General features: G+C 72.2%; 15 protein-coding genes. 8 read left to right on the top strand and 7 right to left on the bottom strand.

Annotated features, from left to right (window positions below; all coding sequences use genetic code 11):
* The first annotated feature begins 166 nt into the window (after positions 1–166).
* The 5 genes from FNX44_RS09720 (at position 167) to FNX44_RS09700 (ending at position 6046) form a co-directional block, all read left to right on the top strand.
* Complete coding sequence (locus FNX44_RS09720; RefSeq protein WP_143647616.1) at positions 167–2107, top strand: hypothetical protein; 1941 nt, start codon at positions 167–169, stop codon at positions 2105–2107.
* Between the two features lie 108 nt (positions 2108–2215).
* Positions 2216–3148 carry a metal-dependent hydrolase gene (locus FNX44_RS09715; protein WP_143647614.1) on the top strand — a complete coding sequence of 311 codons (933 nt, stop codon included), beginning with the start codon at positions 2216–2218 and terminating at the stop codon, positions 3146–3148.
* A gap of 4 nt (positions 3149–3152) precedes the next feature.
* On the top strand, positions 3153–4262 hold the full coding sequence (locus FNX44_RS09710; protein ID WP_143647613.1) for a PDR/VanB family oxidoreductase: 1110 nt from the start codon (positions 3153–3155) through the stop codon (positions 4260–4262).
* 45 nt (positions 4263–4307) lie between these two features.
* Entirely contained in the window at positions 4308–5033 is a 726-nt protein-coding gene (locus FNX44_RS09705) for a TetR/AcrR family transcriptional regulator (protein WP_143647612.1), read from the top strand.
* Positions 5034–5167: 134 nt separating this feature from the next.
* On the top strand, positions 5168–6046 hold the full coding sequence (locus FNX44_RS09700) for a glutamate ABC transporter substrate-binding protein (protein WP_143647611.1): 879 nt from the start codon (positions 5168–5170) through the stop codon (positions 6044–6046).
* A gap of 67 nt (positions 6047–6113) precedes the next feature.
* Here the strand turns inward: FNX44_RS09700 and FNX44_RS09695 are convergent, their stop codons facing one another.
* The 5 genes from FNX44_RS09695 to FNX44_RS09675 form a co-directional block, all read right to left on the bottom strand.
* Positions 6114–7103 (bottom strand): LacI family DNA-binding transcriptional regulator, encoded by a 990-nt coding sequence (locus tag FNX44_RS09695; protein WP_153507074.1) that lies wholly within the window; start codon positions 7101–7103, stop codon positions 6114–6116.
* Positions 7104–7180: 77 nt separating this feature from the next.
* Positions 7181–8827: a glycoside hydrolase family 13 protein gene (locus tag FNX44_RS09690; protein ID WP_143647609.1), complete on the bottom strand. Its 1647-nt coding sequence runs from the start codon at positions 8825–8827 to the stop codon at positions 7181–7183.
* Between the two features lie 63 nt (positions 8828–8890).
* A complete protein-coding gene (locus tag FNX44_RS09685; RefSeq protein ID WP_143647608.1) occupies positions 8891–9880 on the bottom strand; it encodes a sugar ABC transporter permease in 990 nt (329 codons plus the stop codon).
* Between the two features lie 5 nt (positions 9881–9885).
* Positions 9886–10905: a carbohydrate ABC transporter permease gene (locus FNX44_RS09680; RefSeq protein ID WP_143647607.1), complete on the bottom strand. Its 1020-nt coding sequence runs from the start codon at positions 10903–10905 to the stop codon at positions 9886–9888.
* Between the two features lie 49 nt (positions 10906–10954).
* Entirely contained in the window at positions 10955–12223 is a 1269-nt protein-coding gene (locus FNX44_RS09675) for an extracellular solute-binding protein (protein WP_143647606.1), read from the bottom strand.
* A gap of 251 nt (positions 12224–12474) precedes the next feature.
* Here FNX44_RS09675 and FNX44_RS09670 point away from each other — a divergent pair, with 251 nt between their 5' ends.
* The 3 genes from FNX44_RS09670 to FNX44_RS09660 all read left to right on the top strand — a co-directional run bounded on the left by FNX44_RS09670 (position 12475) and on the right by FNX44_RS09660 (position 15987).
* Positions 12475–13770, top strand: coding sequence for an extracellular solute-binding protein (locus FNX44_RS09670; protein ID WP_143647605.1), 1296 nt, complete (start codon positions 12475–12477; stop codon positions 13768–13770).
* A 95-nt stretch (positions 13771–13865) separates the two neighbouring features.
* The gene (locus FNX44_RS09665) at positions 13866–14882 is read left to right on the top strand and encodes a LacI family DNA-binding transcriptional regulator (RefSeq protein WP_143647604.1); all 1017 of its coding nucleotides are present in this window, start codon (positions 13866–13868) and stop codon (positions 14880–14882) included.
* Positions 14883–14994: 112 nt separating this feature from the next.
* Positions 14995–15987, top strand: a complete 993-nt coding sequence (locus FNX44_RS09660) for a phosphatase PAP2 family protein (RefSeq protein ID WP_143647603.1) — start codon at positions 14995–14997, stop codon at positions 15985–15987.
* Between the two features lie 70 nt (positions 15988–16057).
* Here the strand turns inward: FNX44_RS09660 and FNX44_RS09655 are convergent, their stop codons facing one another.
* Together FNX44_RS09655 and glnA2 are read right to left on the bottom strand one after the other, a co-directional pair.
* Positions 16058–19189 (bottom strand): bifunctional [glutamine synthetase] adenylyltransferase/[glutamine synthetase]-adenylyl-L-tyrosine phosphorylase, encoded by a 3132-nt coding sequence (locus tag FNX44_RS09655; protein ID WP_143647602.1) that lies wholly within the window; start codon positions 19187–19189, stop codon positions 16058–16060.
* Positions 19189–20550 carry a gamma-glutamylpolyamine synthetase GlnA2 gene (gene glnA2 / locus FNX44_RS09650; protein ID WP_143647615.1) on the bottom strand — a complete coding sequence of 454 codons (1362 nt, stop codon included), beginning with the start codon at positions 20548–20550 and terminating at the stop codon, positions 19189–19191. Before glnA2 ends, FNX44_RS09655 begins: the two co-directional genes overlap by 1 nt.
* Positions 20551–20793: the final 243 nt, after the last annotated feature.

The following is a 20793-nucleotide window of genomic DNA, read 5'->3' as shown; positions in this document are numbered from 1 at the left end:
CAGCCCCTGGTCGCCTCCCGCCCCACGTGCCACTCGCGCCCCTGCTCCCGGCGCGCCACGAGCGGGTTCACTTCTGGGCGACAGGTGACCAACTCGGGGTTCACTCGTTCTGCTCAACGTGGCCCCTACAGATGTGACCTCCGACGTTCCGCGCCGGGCCGAGCCCATGGCCGAGTCCGGCCCCGTTCCCGTCGAGCAGGCCGAGGCGGTGCTCGTCGAGCACTACCCGCGGCTGGTACGGCTCGCGTATCTGATCCTGCCCGCGACGCTCGGGCGGCAGCGACGGGTGCTGACCGCGCACGCGGTGGTGCAGCGCGCGCTGCCCAGGGGCCGGGCTGCGCAGGCGCCGGATCTGCCGGTGCAGCGCGCGCCGGGCGGCCCGGCTCCGGAGTCCGGCTACACGTACGTGCGGCTGCGGGTGGTGTGCGGGGCGCTGGCGGCGCAGCGGCCGTGGCGGTTGGGCCCGGTGCGGCTGGGGCGGGGGCCGCGGCCGCGGCCGCTGCTGCCCCGGGCGATGGGGCTGCGGCTGCTGCCGCGCGGTACGGGCGAGGACGACGCGGCGCTGGAGGGAGCGCTGTCGGGTTGCTCGGAGGAGGGCCGGGCGGCGTTCGCGCTGCGGACGGCGGAGGGTCTGAACGACGACGACGTGTTCGACCTGCTGGAGGCGGCCGGTGTCGACGATCCGGACGACGCGCTGGACGAGGCGGACGAGGTGCGGCTGCCGGCGGGCAGCCAGGACCGGTCGCCGCTGGCGTCGGTGGAGTTCGACCCGTGTGTGCTCAAGGCCCGCCCGACGGATCTGATGCGCCGCAGGCAGCACGGCCGGGCGGCGTTGGTGGCGGTGGCAGCGCTGGCGGTGTGCGGGGTGCTGCTCGGACTGCCGGGCGACGGCTGGGGGCCGCAGGGGGCGGCGGCGCCGGCCTACGCGCAGAACCCGGCGGCACAGCGGGCCATGGACCCGGAGCGTCTGGCGTCGGTGAAGGACGGGGCGTGGAAGACGTCCTCGCGGGCGGACTTCTCGGTGTGGCCGGCGCGCGGTGAACTGGTCGGGGACAAGGCCCTGCTGCGGCGGGCGCTGGCGGTGTGGGCGCGCCCGGGCGGGCAGGTGAACGTCACGGCGACGCCCGGTACGGCGCCGGGTCCGGCGGCCGGGCCGCCGCAGCTGCTGTACGCGGGCGAGGTGGACGGCGCCTCGCTGGTGGTCTTCCACGACGGGCTGCGCGTCGTCCGGTACGCCGAGCCGGCGGGCGGCAAGAAGGGCGTGGTCGGACTGGACTTCGCCCGGACCGACGCCGCCGACACGGCCGGCGCGAGCATGGTGCTGCTGACCCGCAGTGACGGCAACGCCCGCTATCTGACCGGCCCCTGGGTGGAGAAGCTGGTGACGGTCGATCTGCTGCGGCCGGCCGACGACGGCACCGAGGTCGGCATCGGCGACGACGGCATCACCGACCCGGTCCAGGGGCCGCCGCTGGGCCGGGACACCTGCGAGACCTGGCCCGCGCTGCGGGTGACGGCACGCGGCGAGGGCCAGCCGTACCTGTTGAGCGACCTGGGCGAGCTGACACCGGCCCGGTTGACGTTCGGCGCGCCGGACGAGGCGCCGCAGGACGCGGTGTCGACGCGGGCGCGGGCGGTGCTGGCGCGTTCCGCCTGCCAGTTCCCGCTGCTCGCGGCGCAGGGTGTGCGGGCGGTGAACTCCTGGGAGTTCGGCCGCCACCAGCTGCCGGAGGGCGGCGGCGGGGCGGCCTGGCTGTGTACGCGGGCGGAGACCTGGCGTGGTGCGGGCGGGCAGGCGCTGTCGCACTTCCTGCCGCCGGCCGCCGACGGCCGGCCCGCGGCGGCCGCGGTGGTGGGCCGGGCGACGGACACGGCGGCCTGCGGGCCGCGTGATCCGAAGGTGCTGGCCGGTGCGCTGTGGAAGTCGCCGACCGACAAGTGGTACCTGATCGGCGTCGGCAGCCGGGGTGTGGCGTCCATCACCGCGTCCGGCGGGGTGACGGCGAGCGCGGACCGGCGGCTGCTGGTGGCGCCGGCGGAGCAGGGCGCGAAGGCCGAGCTCAGCGCGCGCACGGCGGACGGCGAGGAGTTCGGCCCGCTGAAGTAGGCGGGACGCGGCTGGCAGCGGCACGAATCCGGGAGGGCGCTGGGGCCCTCCCGGATTTTTCGTGTGCACGCCTCTTGTCAGCGGCGAACCCGCCAGTACGCTGACACCATGTCTAACAAGGCCGCCGAGAAGCCGGCCCCGTCGACGGCGGAGGACACCACACGCGTCGAACTCCGGGCGCGTGACGTCTCCTTCGACTGGTCCGCGACGCCGCTGCACTGGATCCCCGGCGATCCCTCCACCACGCACACCATCAACGTGCTGCACCTGCTGCTGCCGGCCGGCGAACGCTGGTTCGTGCACGTCTACAAGCAGGCGCTGCCGCTCATCCGCGACGAGAGGCTGCGGGCGGACGTCATCGGCTTCATCGGCCAGGAGGCCGTGCACTCCCGGGCGCACGACGACGTACTGCCCCGGCTCCGCGCGCTCGGCCTGGACCCCACCCCGTACACCGCGCAGGTGGACTGGATGTTCGAGAAGCTGCTGGGCGACCGCACGTTCCCGCCCGGCCGGGCCCGCCGCTGGTGGCTGCTGGAACGGGTGGCGCTGATCGCCGCGATCGAGCACTACACCGCGTTCCTCGGCGACTGGGTGCTGGGCGCCGAGGCGCTGGACGAACGCGGCGCCGACCCGGTGATGCTCGACCTGCTGCGTTGGCACGGCGCCGAGGAGGTCGAGCACCGTGCGGTGGCCTTCGACCTCTTCACCCACCTCGACGGCGACTACCGCCGCCGGGCGCGCACCTGGGCGGTGGCGTTCGGCGCGCTGGTCTTCCTGTGGCAGCGCGGGGTCCGCTTCTTCATGGAGAACGACCCGCTGCTGAGCGACGGCAGGGCCAGCGTGCGGCAGTTCGTGCGCGGCGGCCGGGAGGGCGTCCTGCCCACGACGGGCGCGCTGCTGCGCTCGATCCCCGGCTACCTGGGACGCGACTACCACCCCTCGCAGGAGGGCGACCTCGCCCGGGCGGTCGCCTACCTCGCCGCCTCCCCCGGCGCCAACGGCCGGACGCCCGAGGCCGTGAACCACCACAAGGGAGTCTGACAGCATGCGCCGACTGCTCACCGTCGCCGCCGCGGCGGGCGCCGCGATCCTGGTCAAGCGAGCCCTCGGGCGCCGCGTCGAACGCTCGCCGCTGTGGCCGATGCCGGCCCTGCCCGAACCCGTCTCGGGCGTGGAGCGGGAACGCCCGCAGGGCTTCGCCCTCCAGGTCGCCGAACGCACCACCCCCGCCGAGGACGTGGTGATGCTGCGGCTCACCGGCGACCGGGGCGCCCTGCCGGACTGGGAACCGGGCGCGCACATCGACGTGGTCCTGCCTTCCGGCCTGGTACGGCAGTACTCGCTGTGCGGGGACCCGGCCGAGGCCGACACCTACACCATCGCCACCCGCCTGGTACCCGACGGCCGTGGCGGTTCGAGGGAGGTGCACGAGCAGCTGTACGAGGCGACGGAGGTCGAGGTGCGCGGGCCGCGCAACCGGTTCCCGCTCGTCGACGCGCCCGCCTACCTGTTCGTCGCCGGGGGCATCGGCATCACGCCGCTGCTGCCGATGGTCCGCGCGGTGGCCGCCGCCGGGCTGCCGTGGCGGCTGGTGTACGGCGGCCGCAGCCGCGCCACGATGCCGTTCCTGCCCGAACTCGCGGCGCTGGCCGAGCAGTCGGGCGGCGCGGCGGACGAGCGGCTGCTGGTGGTGCCCGAGGACGAGGCGGGCCTGCCGGACGTCGCGGCGGCGCTCACCGGGGCGCCGCGGGAGGCGGCGGTCTACTGCTGCGGGCCCGACCCGCTGATGGACGCGGTCAGCGAGCTGTGCGCGGAGCGCGCGCCGGGCGGCGGGCTGCACCTGGAGCGGTTCTCCCCCGGCCCGGCCACCCGCCCGGGCGCGACCGGCGACACCTCGTTCGAGGTGGAGCTGCGCCGCACCGGCCGGACCGTGAAGGTGGACGCCGACACCACCGTGCTCGCCGCGATCCGCGCGCAGGCGCTGCCGAACCTGCCGTACTCGTGCGAGCAGGGCTTCTGCGGGACCTGCCAGCAGACCGTCGTGGCGGGCGAGATCGACCACCGCGACGAGCTGCTGACGGACGGCGAACGCGGTGACTCCATGCTGATCTGCGTCTCCCGCTCCCAGGGCGGGAACCTGGTCCTGGATCTCTGAGCCGGCCTGTCGAACAGCCCCGACTCGCCCCCATACGATGGGGACATGACGACCGGGGCGCGCCGCAGGATGGGAGTGGAGGAGCGGCGGCGGCAGCTCATCGCCGTGGCGCTGGAGCTGTTCAGCCGCCGCTCCCCCGACGAGGTCTCGATCGACGACATCGCCGGTGCGGCCGGTATCTCCAGGCCGCTGGTGTACCACTACTTCCCCGGCAAGCACAGCCTGTACGAGGCGGCGGTGCGGGTGGCGGCGGAGGAGCTGACGGCGCGGTTCGTCGAACCGCCCGAGGGCCCGCTCGGCGCGCGGCTCGCCCGGGTGATGGGCCGGTACTTCGACTTCGTCGCCGAGCACGGGCCCGGCTTCTCCGCGCTGCTCCGCGGCGGCGGCGCGATCGGTTCGCCGGGTACCGGCGCGGTGATCGACGAGGTGCGGCGGAAGGCCTACGAGCAGATGCTGCTGCACCTGGAGCTGGACGCGCCCGGGCCGAGGCTGGAGCTGGTGATCCGCTCCTGGGTGGGTCTGGCCGAGACGACCGCGCTGACCTGGCTGGAGGGCCGGCGCATCCCGCGCGAGGAGCTGCAGCTCCAACTCGTGCACGACTTCATGGCGTTGGCCGTGGTCACCGCCACCACGGACGACGAGACCGCCGCCCTGGTGCGACGGATCATCGCGCAGGAGCCGCTGGACGGCGCCTTCGGCGAGTTCGTGACCCGACTTTTGTCGATCCTCGACGGGACACCGGCGGGCAAGCACGACATGTGGTCGGGTTAACCGTCAGTACGCACAATCCGTGACCTTGCGGAGACCTACCGCTGCTCTCCGCCACGTAATCTCTGCCGGACGAAAACAGCCGGCGCGTACGCCACCCCCGCGCGCCCGGCGGCAAGAGAACGTGGAGAACAGCCATGGCCGTATCGATGCGGAGCGCCCTGTGTGGTGTCGCGCTGGGCGCGGTACTCGCGGTGTCGGGCTGCGGGTACCTGGGCGGGGACGACAAGCCCGCCGTCAGGGTCGACGGCGAGGCGACGCACCCGGCCGGCAGCACGATGGCCGGGCTGAAGAAGGCCGGGACGATCCGGATCGGGGTGAAGTTCGACCAGCCGAACGTCGGTTACCTCAAGAAGGGTGCGGAGGAGCCCGAGGGCTTCGACGTGGAGATCGCCAAGATCATCGCGGGGCGGATGGGCATTCCGCCGGAGAAGATCACCTGGGTCGAGGCGGTCTCCAAGGACCGCGAGTCCCTGATCCGGGACCGCAAGGTCGACCTCGTCGTGGCGTCGTACTCGATCACCGACGAGCGGCGGAAGCTGGTCGGCATGGCCGGGCCGTACTACGAGACCGGGCAGCAGCTGCTGGTCCGCAAGGACAACACGAACATCAAGGGCCCGGAGGACCTGTCGGGCAAGCGGGTCTGCGCGGCGACGGGCAGCACGTCGCTGGCGAAGGTGGAGAAGGAGTACGGCGCGCTGCCGTCCCCGGCGAGCACCTACAAGCAGTGCGTGGACCGGCTGGGGAGCGGCACGGTCGACGCGGTGACCACCGACGGCGCGATCCTGCTCGGCTTCGCCGCCGACGACCCGGAGAAGCTGAAGGTGGTCGGCGAGCCGTTCACCATCGAGCGGTACGGCGTGGGGTACGGGCACGGCAACACGGAGATGTGCCACTTCGTCTCGACGGCGATCCGCCGCTCGCACAACGACGGTTCGTGGATCAGGGCGCTGTCGAAGACGCTGTGGCGGACGACCGGCCCGACGCCGCCGCCGGACGTCGATCCCTGCGAGTGAGGCGCGACCGGCCGTAGCCGGGTCGTGCGGGAGGTCGGGGCTCCCCCGTCCCGACCTCCCGCACGCCCTACGCCGGCCGCGGCTGCGCGGTGGAGCCGCGCACCACCAGCTCCGGCTGGAACACGAACTCGGCGCGCGGCACCGGGTTGCCGCCGATCTCCTCCAGCAGCGACTGGACGGCGGCGTGCGCCATGGCCCGCACCGGCTGCCGGACGGTGGTCAGCGGCGGGTCGGTGAAGGCGATGAGCTCGGAGTCGTCGTAGCCGACGACGGACAGGTCGCCCGGCACGTCCAGTCCCCGCCCCCGGGCGGCGCGTACGGCTCCCAGCGCCATCAGGTCGCTGCCGCAGACGATGCCCGTGCAGCCCTGGTCGAGCAGCGCGCCGCCGGCGGCGTGGCCGCCCTCGACGGTGAACAGGGTGTGCTGGATGACGCCGGAGACGCCGGTCTCCTCCAGCGCGGCCGCGAAGCCCTCCGCCTTGCGGCGGGCGGGAACAAAGCGGCTGGGTCCGACGGCGAGGCCGATGCGGCGGTGCCCGAGGTCGGCCAGGTGCCGGACGGCGATCCTGGCGGCGGCCCGGTCGTCGGGTGAGACGAAGGGCGCGCTGATCCGCTCGTTGTAGCCGTTGACCAGGACGAACGGCACGCCCTGGCCGCTGAGCCGGTCGTAGCGCGCGGGGTCGGCGGTGACGTCGGCGTGCAGACCGGAGAGGAAGATGATGCCGGTGACGCCGCGTTCCACGAGCTGGTCGACGAGTTCGTCCTCGGTGGCGCCGCCCGGCATGTGGGTGCCGAGGACGGGCGTGTAGCCGTAGCCGGACAGCGCCTGTTCGATGACCTGCGCGAACGCGGGGAAGATCGGGTTGGTCAACTCGGGTATGACCAGGCCGATCAGTCCGGCGCTGCGCTGTCGCAGCCGGACCGGCCGCTCGTAGCCGAGCACGTCGAGGGCGGCGAGCACCTTCTGCCGGGTGGCCGACGCCACGCCCGTACGGCCGTTGAGTACGCGGCTGACGGTGGCCTCGCTGACGGACGCCTGCGCGGCGATGTCCGCCAGGCGCGCCGTCGACGGGCCTCCGGCGACGGCCGGGCCCCCGACGGCCGGAGCGGTCGGGGGCGCGGCGTCGGCGGTCGTCACGCGGTCCACCACACCACGAAGTCGCCGGGAAGCGTGGTGAGTTCGCCGTCGTGCCGGCGGCTGGCCAGCAGGACGCGGCCGTCGGCGCCCGGCCGCAGCTCCGGGTGGCCGGAGAGGTCGGCCTCGTGCGGCGCGGTGTTGGCCACGCAGACGAAGTCGCCACGCCGGAAGGCCAGTACGCCCTCGGGGGCGTCGAGCCAGCGGACCGCGTCGCCGGCGCCGAGGTCCGGGTGCTCGCGCCGGACGCGCAGCGCGGTGCGGTACATCTCCAGGGTGGAGTCGACGTCGCCGGTCTGCGCCTGCACGCTCAGCTCGCCCCAGGCGGTGGGCTGCGGCAGCCAGCTGCCGCCGTCGCCGAAGCCGTGGGAGGGACCGTCGACGGTCCACGGGATCGGCACCCGGCAGCCGTCGCGGAGTCCGTCCTGGCCGTTGTCCTTGAAGAACGAGGGGTCCTGGCGCACCTCGTCGGGCAGGTCGACGACCTCGGGCAGGCCGAGTTCCTCGCCCTGGTAGACGTAGGCGGAGCCGGGAAGTGCCAGCATCAGCAGCGTCGCGGCGCGGGCCCGGTCGAGGCCGCCGCCGAGCCGGGTGCGGTGCCGGACGACGTCGTGGTTGGACAGCACCCAGGTGGTGGCGGCGCCGACCGGGCGCATGGAGTCCAGCGACTCGTCGATGGCGTCGCGCAGGGCCGCCGCGTCCCAGCCGGTGCCCAGGTAGTGGAAGTTGAACGCCTGGTGCAGCTCGTCGGGGCGCAGGTAGAGGGCGGTGCGTTCGGCGCTGGGCGTCCAGGCCTCGGCGACGCCGATGCGCTGGCCGCCGTACTCCTCGAGGATCCTCCGCCAGGAGCGGTAGATCTCGTGGACGCCGTCCTGGTCGAAGAAGGGCAGCACCTGGTTGCCGAGCAGCTTGAGTTGGCCGCTGCGGCCCATGTCGGGCAGGCCGGCGGCCTTGACCAGGCCGTGGGCGACGTCGATACGGAAGCCGTCGACGCCCATGTCGAGCCAGAAGCGCAGCACGGACCGGAACTCGTCCCGGACGGCCTCGTTCTCCCAGTTGAAGTCGGGCTGTTCGGGGGCGAAGAGGTGCAGGTACCACTCGCCGGGGGTGCCGTCGGGGTTCGTGGTGCGGGTCCAGGCGGGGCCGCCGAAGATGGACTCCCAGTCGTTGGGCGGGAGTTCACCGCTCTCGCCCTTGCCGGGAAGGAAGTGGTAGCGGTCGCGCAGCGGGGAGCCGGGGCCCTCCCGCAGCGCCTGCTGGAACCACTCGTGCTGGTCGGAGGAGTGGTTGGGCACCAGGTCGACGATGATCTTCAGGCCCAGGTCGTGGGCCTCGCGGATCAGGGCGTCGGCGTCGTGCAGGTCGCCGAACATCGGGTCGATGGCGCGGTAGTCGGAGACGTCGTAGCCGGCGTCCGCCTGCGGGGAGGCGTAGAACGGGCTGAGCCAGACGGCGTCGACGCCGAGTTCGGCCAGGTAGGGAAGGCGGCGGCGGATACCGGGCAGGTCGCCCATGCCGTCGCCGTTCCCGTCGGCGAAGGAGCGCGGGTAGACCTGGTAGATGACGGCGTCGCGCCACCAGCCCGGGCTTCTGCGCCTGGTGGGTGCGTCAGCTCGGGTGGCGGATGCGGCGAGATGCTGTGTCATGTCTTCCCTGTTGGTCGCGGGTTGGTCGCGGTCGGTATGGCTTGCGTGGGGGGCGCGGGCAGGTCAGGACTTGACCGCGCCCGCTGTCATTCCGGAGACCAGGTAGCGCTGTGCGAAGCCGAAGACCAGCGCGGCCGGCACGGCGATGATCACGGCGGCGGCCGTCATCGATCCCCAGTCCGCCGAGTACTGGTTGACGAACGTCTGGAGGCCGCCGGCGAGGGTCAGGTTCTCCTCGCCGGTCATGAACGCGGTGGCGTAGGCGACCTCGGCCCAGGCGGTGACGAAGGTGTAGAAGCCGGTGACGGCGAGGCCGGGCTTGGCCAGCGGCATCACCAGGCGCCAGAACGTGCCGAAGGGGGTGAGCCCGTCGACCCGTCCCGACTCGTCGATGGAGACGGGGATGGTGTCGAAGAAGCCCTTCATCATCCAGGCGCAGAACGGCACGGCGATGGTGAGGTAGGTGACGATCAGGCCGACCGGCTGGTTGAGCAGGCCGAGCGTCGCCATGAGGTTGTACAGCGGCACGATCAGCACCGCCATGGGGAACATCTGGGTGATCAGCAGGGTCCACATCAGCGGCCGCATGCCCGGGAAGCGGAAGCGGCTGAGCGCGTAGCCGGTGGTGGAGGAGATGAGCACGCCGAGCACGGTGGTGCCGAGCACGACGACCACGGAGTTGCCGAACCAGTCGAGGAAGTGGGTGTCGGCGAGGACGTGCTTGTAGTTCTCGAACGTGAAGTTCTTGACGATGTCGAGGGTGAAGGCGTCCGTCTTGGGCTTGAACGAGGTGACGACCAGCCACAGCGGGGGGAAGACGGCGATCACGGCGGCGACGATCAGACCGAGGTGCAGCCCGAGGGAGGCCAGCGGGCCGCGCCGGTCGCGCAGGCCGCCGCCGTCGTTCCGGCGGGGGCGGCGCGGCGGTACGGCCGGGGTGCCGGCGGCGGTGGGCGCCGGGGAGGCGGTGGCGGCGGGCGGCACGGTCGGTCCTTCGGTGGTGGCCGCCGGTCCTGTGGCGGCCGGGGCCTGGGCGGTCTGTCGCGGGTTCATGTCGCTCACCACACCTCTCCCTGCTTGCGGAGTACACGGCGGTAGCCCACGGCGAAGGCGACGAGCAGCAGCAGGATGAGCACACCCCAGGCGGCCGAGGACGCGAAGTCGCGGGGGCTGTTGAGGAAGGCGAGCCGGAAGGCGTAGGTCACCAGGATCTCCGAGGAGTCGCCCGGTCCGCCCCTGGTGAGCAGGTAGATGACCGGGAACATGTTGAAGGTCCAGATGGTGCTCAGCAGGATCACCGTGGAGCTGACGGCGCGGATGCCGGGCATGGTGATGTTGCGGAACCGCTGCCAGGGTCCGGCGCCGTCCATCTCGGCCGCCTCGTACAGCTCGCCGGGGATGGACTGGAGGGCGCCGAGTGTGGCGACCAGCATGAACGGCACGCCGAGCCAGACGTTCACCGCGATGACGGAGACCTTCGCCCAGGTCGGGTCGCCGAGCCAGGCGATCGAGTCGATGCCGCCGCCGTTCAGCACGTTGTTGAGCAGGCCGTTGCGCTCGTTGAACAGCAGCCGCCAGGCGAACACCGAGACGAAGGCGGGGATGCCCCACGGCAGGATGAGCAGGACGCGGTAAAGGGCGCGTCCGCGCAGCTTGCGGTTGAGCATGTTGGCCAGCGTGAGCCCGATGGTGAACGTGATGCTCACGCAGGCGACGGTCCACAGCACCGTCCAGCCCAGCCGGCTCCAGAACACCGTGTCGGTGAGGATCGCGGTGTAGTTGTCGAGGCCGACGAACTCGTAGGTGGCCTCGATGGTGTTGGCGCCGATGGTGCGCTCGACGTTGGACTCGTCGGCGTTCGTCAGCGAGAGCCAGACTCCGCGGCCGAGCGGGTAGCCGATGATGACGGCCACCACGATGACCACCGGGGCGATCATCGTCCAGGCGTACCAGTGGGTGGCGAGCGCCCTGCGCAGCGGGCCGGGTGCGGTCTCGCCTCGCGTGCCGGTGCGGCGGGGGCCGCCGGGGGTGTCAGGTCCCCCGGCGGCCTTCGCCTCCGACTTCATGGTCCGTGCCATGTGGCCGGTTGTCCTTCCCAGTCAGGTCGGCTGTCGGTTCCGCCGGTCCTTACTTCCAGTCCTTGAGGATCTTGCGGTAGGCGTCGCCGGCCTTCTTGGCGGCGTCCTTCGGCGAGGTGGTGCCGGCCAGGACCTCGTGCTGGGAGACCTTGATGGGCTCGAAGAGCGAGTTGCCCTCGGCGATCCAGGGGCGCTCGACGGCCTTGTCGACCGCGGGCTTGAAGAACTGGACCATCTCGTTCTTCTTGACGGAGTCGACGTCGTACACCGACTTGCGGGTGGGCAGCAGGCTCAGTTCCTCGGTGGTGCGCTGCTGCACCTCGGGCGAGCTCATGTACTTGACGAACTCGTAGGAGGCGTCGAGGTTGCGGGAGCCGGCGTAGACGGAGAGGTTCCAGCCGCCCTGCGGGGCGCCCTGGGCCTTGGAGCCGGCCGGGACGGCGGCGACGCCGAGGTTGCCCTTGTCCTTGAACTGCTTGCCGGACAGCGAGTCCTCGATCGCCCACGGGCCGTTGATCATCATGGCCACGTCGCCGTTCTTGAACGCGGTCTGGCCGTTGTCCCAGCCGTCGGTGAGGTCGGTGAGGGCGGCCTTGGAGTCGACGAGGTCCTTCATCGCGGCGAACGCCTTGACGCCCGCCTCCTGGTCGATGGTGACCTTCTTGGCGTCGGCGTCGAGCATGTCGCCGCCCTCGCCGTAGAGGTAGGGCAGGAACCAGTACGGGTCGTCGCCGCGCAGGTAGAGGGCGGTGGCGCCGGTCTTGTCCTTGATCTTCTTGGCGGACTTCTTGACGTCCTCGAGCGACTGCGGGACCTCGACGCCGGCTTCCTTCAGGAGCTTCTTGTTGTAGAAGAGCGCGAGCGTGTCGGTGACCTGCGGCACGGCGTAGGTCTTGCCGTTGAACTGGGTGCTTCCCCAGGCGGTCGGCAGGTAGTCGTCCTGGTCCTCGATGGCCGGGGTGCCGTCCAGCGGGGCGAGGTAGTCGAGGTTGGCGAAGTCCGCGACCCAGGCGACCTCGGTGCGCATCACGTCGGGGGCGCCGCCGCCCTTGCCCGGCGCGGCGTTCTTGAACTTGTTGTTGGCCTCGCCGAAGTCGACGCTTACGTGCTTGACCTTCACCTTGGGGTGCAGCTTGGTGAAGTCCTCGGCGATCTTCTTGTAGACGGCCTTCTCGGCGTCGTTCGAGGTGTCCCAGAAGGTGATGGTGCCCGACAGCTCGCCGGAGCCCTTGTCCTGCTTGTCGTCGTCCGAGCCGCAAGCCGTTACCGAAAGCGCCAGCGCCGCAACCAGTGCGGTGATCCCTATGCCACGCCGCATGATGAGAGTCCTCCAAGGGTGATACGCCCGATTCGAGGGGTCTGTAACTGTTCCCTCACGGGCCGCGCAGTCGCGGCGCCGGGCTGACGAGGAAGTTAACAGGGCCGCAACCAATCCGAAAGACCTTGCCGCAAATTTCTGCAAGCCATCTTGCGACGGCTTCCGCAAGGGCTTGCACTCCTGCTACGTTCGCGGCGCTCTACGTACAACACGATCAACCTGTTGATCATGCTCGATCAAGGAGGAACCGCATGCGGCGCGGCATAACGGGCACACTGGCGATGGCCGTCTCGGTGTGCCTGGGGCTCGCGGCCACCGGCTGCGGCGCGGGCGAGGACGCCGAGAGCCGGGCGGACGCGGCCTCCCGGGTCTCGGGCACCGTGACCTGGTGGGACACCTCGGGGGAGTCGGAGTCCCCGCTGTTCCGCAAGCTGGTGTCGGCCTTCGAGAAGGACCACCCGAAGGTCAAGGTCGACTACGTGCAGGTTGACTTCTTCGAGGCGCAGGAACGTTACGTCAAGGCCCAGAAGGCGGGTAGCGGGGTGCCCGACGTGCTGCGCGCCGACGTCGGCTGGACCGCCGGCTTCGTCGGCAAGGGCTACCTCGCCGACCTCACCGACTCCCCCGCCCTCGGCGAGGCCGACGACTTCCTGGAGACCACCACCGCCAGCGTCACCCACGAGGACCGCGTCTACGGCGTGCCGCAGGTCACCGACCCGCTCGCACTCCTCTACAACCGCGACCTCTTCGAGAAGGCCGGCATCGGCCGCCCGCCGTCGACGTGGAAGGAACTCAAGGACGCCGCCGCCAAGATCAAGGACGCCACCGGCGCCGACGGCCTCGCCCTCAACACCGACGGCTACTTCTCGCTCCCCTTCCTCTACGGCGAGGAGACCGACCTCGTCGACCCCGGCCGCTCGGCCATCACCGTCGCCGGGGCCGCCGCCGTACGCGGCGCGGAGACCGCCGCCGACCTCGTGACCTCCGGCGCCGCCCGCAAACCGCCGGCCGAGGACGCCTACGGCGCCATGCAGACCGCGTTCAAGACCGGCGAGGTCGCCATGATCATCAACGGCCCCTGGGCGACCGCCGACGTCTTCTCCGGCAGCGCCTTCCGCAAGCGGGAGAACCTCGGCATCGCCCCCCTGCCGGCCGGATCCACCGGCACCGCCGGCTCCCCCACCGGCGGCCACAACCTCGTCATCAGCAAGGACACCGAGCACCGCGAGGCCGCGGAGGCCTTCGTCGGCTACATGACCGCCGCCGCGCAGCAGGAGCGCGCCGCCCTGGAACTCGGCCTGCTGCCCACCCGCAAGTCCGCGTACAGCCGCGCGGTGCTCTCCGACCCGGTGCGCAACTCCTTCTACTTCGCGCACACCAAGGCCGTACCGCGCATCACGCTGCCGCAGAGCGCCGAACTCTTCGCCACCTACCAGCCGCACTGGACGGCCATCCTGCGCGGCGAGGAGACCCCGAGGGAGGGCATGCGGGCCACCGCCGAGGAGTGGCGCGCCACCCTGCTCCCGGAGTACCGCCTCGACGGCTGACCGCCACACCCGCGGGCACCCGCGGCGGGGACGCTGCGCCACCGGCGGCAACTCCCGGTAGGCACTGCGCCGCGCTACCGGTACAGTCCCTACTCGTGACCGCACGGCTAGCTGACATCGCAGCCCAGGCGGGGGTCAGCGAAGCGACGGTCAGCCGTGTCCTGAACGGCAAGCCGGGCGTCGCCGCTGCCACCCGCGAGTCCGTCCTTGCCGCACTCGACCTGCTGGGCTACGAGCGCCCCGCCAGGCTGCGCCGACGCAGCGCCGGCCTGGTGGGGCTGATCACCCCCGAGCTGGAGAACCCGATCTTCCCGGCGTTCGCCCAGGTCATCTCCCAGGGGCTCACCCGGCAGGGCTACACGCCCGTACTCGCCACCCAGACCCCGGGCGGGTCGACGGAGGACGAGCTGACGGAGATGCTCGTCGAACGCGGCGTCGCCGGCATCATCTTCGTCTCGGGACTGCACGCCGACACCACCGCCGACATGCAGCGCTACGAGAAGCTGCGCGGCCAGGGCGTGCCGTTCGTACTGATCAACGGCTTCTCCCCGCACGTGCGGGCGCCGTTCGTCTCCCCCGACGACCGCACCGCGATGCGGCTGGCCGTCAGCCACCTCGCCTCCCTCGGCCACCACCGGGTCGGGCTGGCCGTCGGCCCCTCCCGGTTCGTGCCCGTGCTGCGCAAGGTCGAGGGCTTCCTGGCCGCGCTCCAGGAACGGCTCGGCCACTCCGAGGAGAGCGCCCACGCGCACGTCCAGCACTCCCTGTTCACCCTGGAGGGCGGCCAGGCCGCGACGTCCGCGCTGCTGGACCGCGGCTGCACGGCGATCGTCTGCGCCAGCGACATGATGGCGCTCGGCGCCGTGCGCGCGGTCCGCGAACGCGGCCTCTCCGTCCCCGCCGACGTCTCCGTGATCGGCTTCGACGACTCCCCGCTCATAGCGTTCACCGACCCGCCGCTGACCACGATCAGGCAGCCGGTCACCGCCATGGGGCAGGCCGCCGTCCGGGCCCTGTTGGAGGAGATCGGCGGCACCCCCGCCCCGCACACCGAGTTCGTCTTCCTCCCGGAACTGGTCGTGCGCGGCTCCACGGCCGCCGCGCGGGCCTGAGCCCGCGTCCGCCCGGCGGGGCGCGTGTGGCACTCAGGGACGATTGTGACGTCGGCGGAACCCACCTGGAGGATGATCGGTGGCCTCCCCGCGTCTGGCAGACTGACCCGTCATGGGGGCACCGACCACACGTAGCGAGGGTGAAGAACGGGTGAGCACTGCGACTCCTCAGGACGAACGCAGGGCTCGGCCGCAGCCCCTCCGTACCCTGTTGCGACGGCCGCAAGGTCCGAGGCGGCCACGCATCTGGTTCGAGATCGCGCTGATCGCGGTCAGCTACTGGGTGTACTCGCTCATCCGCAACGCGGTGCCCGAGCACGAGGCCGTCGCCCAGCGCCACGCGCAGTGGGTGTGGGACTTCCAGCAGACCCTCGGCCTGGCCTTCGAGCAGACCGTCAACCACTCGATCAACAAGATCACCTGGTTGATAGTCGGGATGAACTACTACTACGCCACGCTGCACTTCGTCGTGACGATCGGCGTACTGGTGTGGCTCTACCGCCGCCAGCCCGGCCGCTACGGCGCCGCCCGCACGGTGCTGTTCGCCACCACCGCCGTCGCGCTCGTCGGCTACTACTTCTTCCCGCTCGCCCCGCCCCGGCTGTTCGACGGCGCCGAGTTCGTCGACACGGTGATAGTGCACGGCACCTGGGGGTCGATGGCTTCCGGCGACATGGCGAACGTCTCCAACCAGTTCGCCGCCATGCCCTCCATGCACATCGGCTGGTCCGCGTGGTGCGGGGTGATCCTGCTGCTGCTCGCCCGCCGCACCTGGGTACGGGCGCTGGGCGTGCTGTACCCGGTGGCCACGCTCGTGGTGATCGTCGCCACCGGAAACCACTTCTGGCTGGACGCCGTGGGCGGCCTGCTCTGCCTGGCCTTCGGCTTCGCGGTGGCGAAGTGGTGGTACCGGGCGCACGTCCACCGGCTGCCGGTGGAGGCTGCCCAGCTGCCCCGTACCGCCGCCGACGGCCTTCCCGAGGCCGAGCCCGCCGCCGAGGCCGAGCCCGCCGCCGCGCCGCTCCCGAAGCCGGAAGGCGGCTCCGACGCGCCGCCTGCCGACGACGAGCCGGCCCGGTCACGCCCGGTGGCCGCGGCACCCTGACCGACACGTCGACGCGCCCCCGCCCGACGCTCGTCGGGCGGGGGCGCGTCGTCTCGCTCGCACGCCGCCGTCAGGCGTCGTAGAACAACCGGTCCACCACCGCCCGCGCGCGACGCGTCGTGCGCCGGTACGCCTCCAGCGCCTCACCACCCGCCCCGCGCCCACGCGCCCCGGCGGACCCGGCCGATTCCGCCGGGTCCCCGGCGTCCAGCGGCTCGTGTCCCAGATAGCGGCCGACGGCGGCCAGTTCACGCGGCTCCGACGGGAACGTGTCCCCCGGGCGGCCCCTGACCAGCATGGCCGCGTTCCGCACCCGCGTAGCCAGCACCCACGCCTCGTCCAGCACCTCCGCGTCCGCCTCCGACAGCAGCTCCGCCCGCCGGGCCGCGGCGAGCGCCCGCCGGGTGCGGGTGGTGCGCAGCTCCGGGATCTCGTGCCCGTGCCGGAGCTGGAGCAGCTGCACGGTCCACTCGACGTCCGAGAGGCCGCCCCTGCCCAGCTTGGCGTGGGTGGTGGGGTCGGCGCCGCGCGGCAGCCGCTCGCTCTCCATCCGCGCCTTCAACCGCCGGATCTCCCGGACCGCGTCGTCGCCGAGCCCGGCCGCCGGATACCGCAGCGGATCGATCAGTTCGACGAAGCGGCGGCCCAGCTCCTCGTCCCCGGCGACCGGCTCGGCGCGCAGCAGGGCCTGGCTCTCCCAGGCCTGCGCCCAACGCCGGTAGTACGCCTCGTACCCGGCGAGGCTGCGCACCAGCGGCCCCGACCGGCCCTCCGGACGGAGGTCGGCGTCGAGCAGCAGCGGCGGGTCGGTGCTGGGCAGCCGCAGCAGCCGCTGCATCTCCCCGGCGATCGCGAAGGCCGCGTCGGCGGCCTCCTTCTCGTCGGCGCCGGGCCTCGGCTCGTGGACGAACAGCACGTCGGCGTCGGAGCCGTAGCCCATCTCCCGGCCGCCGAAGCGGCCCATGCCGATCACCGCGAACCGCGTCGGCAGGGTGTCGCCCCAGCGCTCCCGGGTGGCGGCGCGCAGGGTGCCGGCGACGGCGGCGGCGCTGACGTCGGAGATCGCGTCGCCGACCCGGTCGACGGTGGCGGCCGGGTCCTGGTGCGGCTCGGCGCCCTCGGTGCCGTAGGCGTCGATGAGGTCGGCGGCGGCCGTGCGGAACAGCTCCCGGCGGCGTACGCCGCGCGCGGCGGCGACGGCGGCCTCCGCGCTGTCGGCGCGGCCGACGGCGGCCAGCACCTCCTGGGTCAGCGCGGCCCGGTCACGCGGCTCCAGCCCGGCCCGGTCCCCGAGCAGCGCGACCGCTTCGGGGGCGCGCAGCAGCAGATCCGGCGCGAGCCGCCCCGCCGACAGCACCCGGGCGAGGTTCTCCGCCGCCGCGCCCTCGTCGCGCAGCAGCCGCAGATACCAGGGGGTGTTGCCGAGGGCGTCGGAGACCTTGCGGAAGTTCAGCAGCCCGGCGTCCGGATCGGCGGAGTCCGCGAACCAGCCCAACAGGACGGGCAGCAGAGTGCGTTGGATGGCCGCCTTGCGGCTGACGCCGGAGGCCAGCGCCTCCAGGTGGCGCAGCGCGCCGGCCGGGTCGGCGTAGCCGAGCGCCACCAGCCGCTCGCGTGCCGCGTCCGTACTCAACCGGGTCTCGCCCGGGGCGAGTTGGGCGACGGCGTCGAGCAGCGGACGGTAGAAGATCTTCTCGTGGAGGCGGCGCACCACCGAGGTGTGCCGCTTCCAGGCGCGGGTGAGCTCGGTGACGGGTTCGCTGCGGAAGCCCAACGACCGTCCCAGCCGGCGCAGATCGGCCTCGTCCTCCGGCATCAGATGGGTGCGGCGCAGCCGGTGCAGTTGGATGCGGTGCTCGACCGTGCGCAGGAAGTCGTAGGACTCCGCGAGCGCGGCGGCGTCCTGCCGGCCCACGTATCCCCCGGCAGCCAGCGCGGCCAGCGCCTCCAGGGTGGTGGAGCTGCGCAGCGTGCGGTCCGCGCGCCCGTGCACGAGCTGCAGGAGCTGCACGGCGAACTCCACGTCCCGCAGCCCGCCGGGCCCGAGCTTCAGTTCCCTTTCGACCTGCCCGAGCGGGATGTTGTCGATGACGCGCCGCCGCATCCGCTGCACGTCCGGCACGAAGTTCTCCCGCTGGGAGGCCTGCCAGACCATCGGCGCGAGCGCGTCGACGTAGCTCTGGCCGAGCGCCGCGTCCCCGGCCACCGGGCGCGCCTTCAGCAACGCCTGGAACTCCCAGGTCTTCGCCCACCGCTGGTAGTAGGCGAGATGACTGCTGAGCGTCCGCACCAGCGGCCCGTTGCGCCCCTCCGGGCGGAGGTTGGCATCAACCGGCCAGATGGTGCCCTGCGCGGTGGTGTCCGAACAGACCCGCATCATGCGGGAGGCGAGCCGGATCGCCGCCTGCACGGCCCGGCCCTCGTCGACGTCCCCGCCTGTCTCGGTCGGCTCGGCGACAAAGATGACGTCCACGTCGGAGACGTAGTTCAGCTCCCGGCCGCCGCACTTGCCCATGCCGATGACCGCGAGCCGGCAGGCCCGGGCGTCCTCGGGCGCCTCGCTCTCGGCGATACGCAGCGCCCGCCGGAGGGTGGCGGTGGCCAGGTCGGCGAGTTCGGCCGCCGCCTCCGGGAAACCGGTCGTGCCGCACACGTCGCGGGCGGCGATCATCAGCAGCCCGCGGCGGTAGGCGATCCGCAGCGCGTCCGGAGTGTCGGCGTCGGCCAACTGCTCCTCGAACTCCGCCACGCCCGGGTGCAGGTCGGTGCGCTCGTACGTGCTGAGCGTCCGCCAGTCCTCCGGGTGGCGGGTGAGGTGGTCGCCCAGCGCCTCGGAGGCGCCGAGCACCCCGAGCAGCCGGTCCCGCAGCGGCTTCGCCGCCCGGACCGTGGCGACCAACTCGCGCCGGTCGCCGTCACCGGGCTGCGCCTCCACCAACCGGACCAGGCCGAGCAACGCCTGGTCCGGGTCGGCGGTACCGCCGAGTGCGTCCAACAGCCCGGTGTCGAAGGCGAGTTCGCCCAGCTCCGGGGTGGCGAGCAGCCGCGCCGCGGTGGCCGGATCACCGAAGCCGTACCGCAGCAGCCGCCGATGCGTGCTGCTGCGGCGGCCTCCGGCGCCTCCGGCCGGCTGTGCGGGCGGCCCGTCGTTCGCGTCGTGCGCGGGACCGTCGTGCGGGGGCGTCACTGAGGGCGGCCGCATCACAGGACGGGAAGGGACTTCCGCAGCTCGAACGCGGTGACCTCGGAACGGTACTCCTCCCACTCCTGCCGCTTGTTGCGGAGGAAGAAGTCGAAGACGTGCTCGCCCAGTGTCTCGGCGACCAGCTCGCTGCGCTCCATCAGGTCGATCGCCTCGCCGAGGTTCTGCGGCAGCGGGGAGATGCCGAGCGCCCTCCGCTCCGAGTCGCTGAGCGCCCACACGTCGTCCTCGGCGCCCGGCGGAAGCTCGAAGCCCTCCTCGACGCCCTTGAGCCCGGCCGCCAGGAGCACCGCGTACGCCAGGTACGGATTGGCGCCGGAGTCCAGCGAGCGCACCTCGATCCGCGTCGAACCGATCTTCCCCGGCTTGTACATCGGGACGCGGATCAGGGCGGACCGGTTGTTGTGGCCCCAGCAGATGTACGACGGCGCCTCGCCGCCGGCGCCCGCGGTGCGCTGCGTGCCGCCCCAGATCCGCTTGTAGGAGTTGACCCACTGGTTGGTGACGGCGGAGATCTCACCGGCGTACCGCAGCAGCCCGGCGATGAAGGACCGGCCCACCTTCGACAGCTGGTACTCCGCCCCCGACTCGTGGAAGGCGTTCCGGTCCCCCTCGAAGAGGGACAGGTGCGTGTGCATCCCGGAGCCCGGGTGCTCGGAGAACGGCTTCGGCATGAACGTCGCGTGCACACCCTGCTCCAGCGCGACCTGCTTCATCACCAGCCGGAACGTCATGATGTTGTCGGCCGTCGCCAGCGCGTCCGCGTACCGCAGGTCGATCTCCTGCTGGCCCGGCGCTCCCTCGTGGTGCGAGAACTCCACCGAGATGCCCATCGACTCCAGCATCGTGATCGCCTGCCGGCGGAAGTCCATGCCGACGTTCTGCGGAGTGTGGTCGAAGTAGCCCGACGAGTCCGCGGGCGTCGGCCGCGTGCCGTCCACCGGCTTGTCCTTCAACAGGAAGAACTCGATCTCGGGATGCGTGTAGAAGGTGAACCCGAGGTCCGACGTCTTCGACAACATGCGCTTGAGCACATAGCGCGGATCGGCGTACGAGGGCGAGCCGTCCGGCATCAGGATGTCGCAGAACATCCGCGCGGTGCCCGGCGCCTCCGCCCGCCACGGCAGGATCTGGAACGTGCTCGGCGCCGGCTTGGCGATCATGTCCGACTCGTAGACCCGGGCGAAGCCCTCGATCGCCGAACCGTCGAACCCGATGCCCTCCTCGAACGCCTGCTCCAACTCGGCGGGGGCCACGGCGACGGACTTCAGGAAGCCCAGCACGTCGGTGAACCACAGTCTGACGAAGCGGATGTCCCGCTCCTCAAGCGTCCGGAGTACAAATTCCTGCTGCTTGTCCATCGTCGCCATTCACCCATCTTCGCTGGTCAGGCCGTCCGCGGCGAGGACCGGGCAACGGTCCGCTCCGGGTACGCTCCCGAGCATCCCACCACACCGTTACCGGCGCGTTGCACACCCGCCGGGCGGCTCCCGGAACCCGTTCGCCGCCCACACGGGTACGCGGGATCATTGTGGGCCACCGAACACGCCATCGGCGAGTCGCCCCGCTACCCCGAACGGCGCAGCGCGCCCGATCCCCCGACG

This window comes from Streptomyces alkaliterrae, from assembly GCF_007097205.2.
In the GTDB taxonomy this organism is placed as follows: Bacteria; Actinomycetota; Actinomycetes; order Streptomycetales; family Streptomycetaceae; genus Streptomyces; species Streptomyces alkaliterrae.
This window is presented reverse-complemented; position numbering and strand designations above follow the sequence as displayed.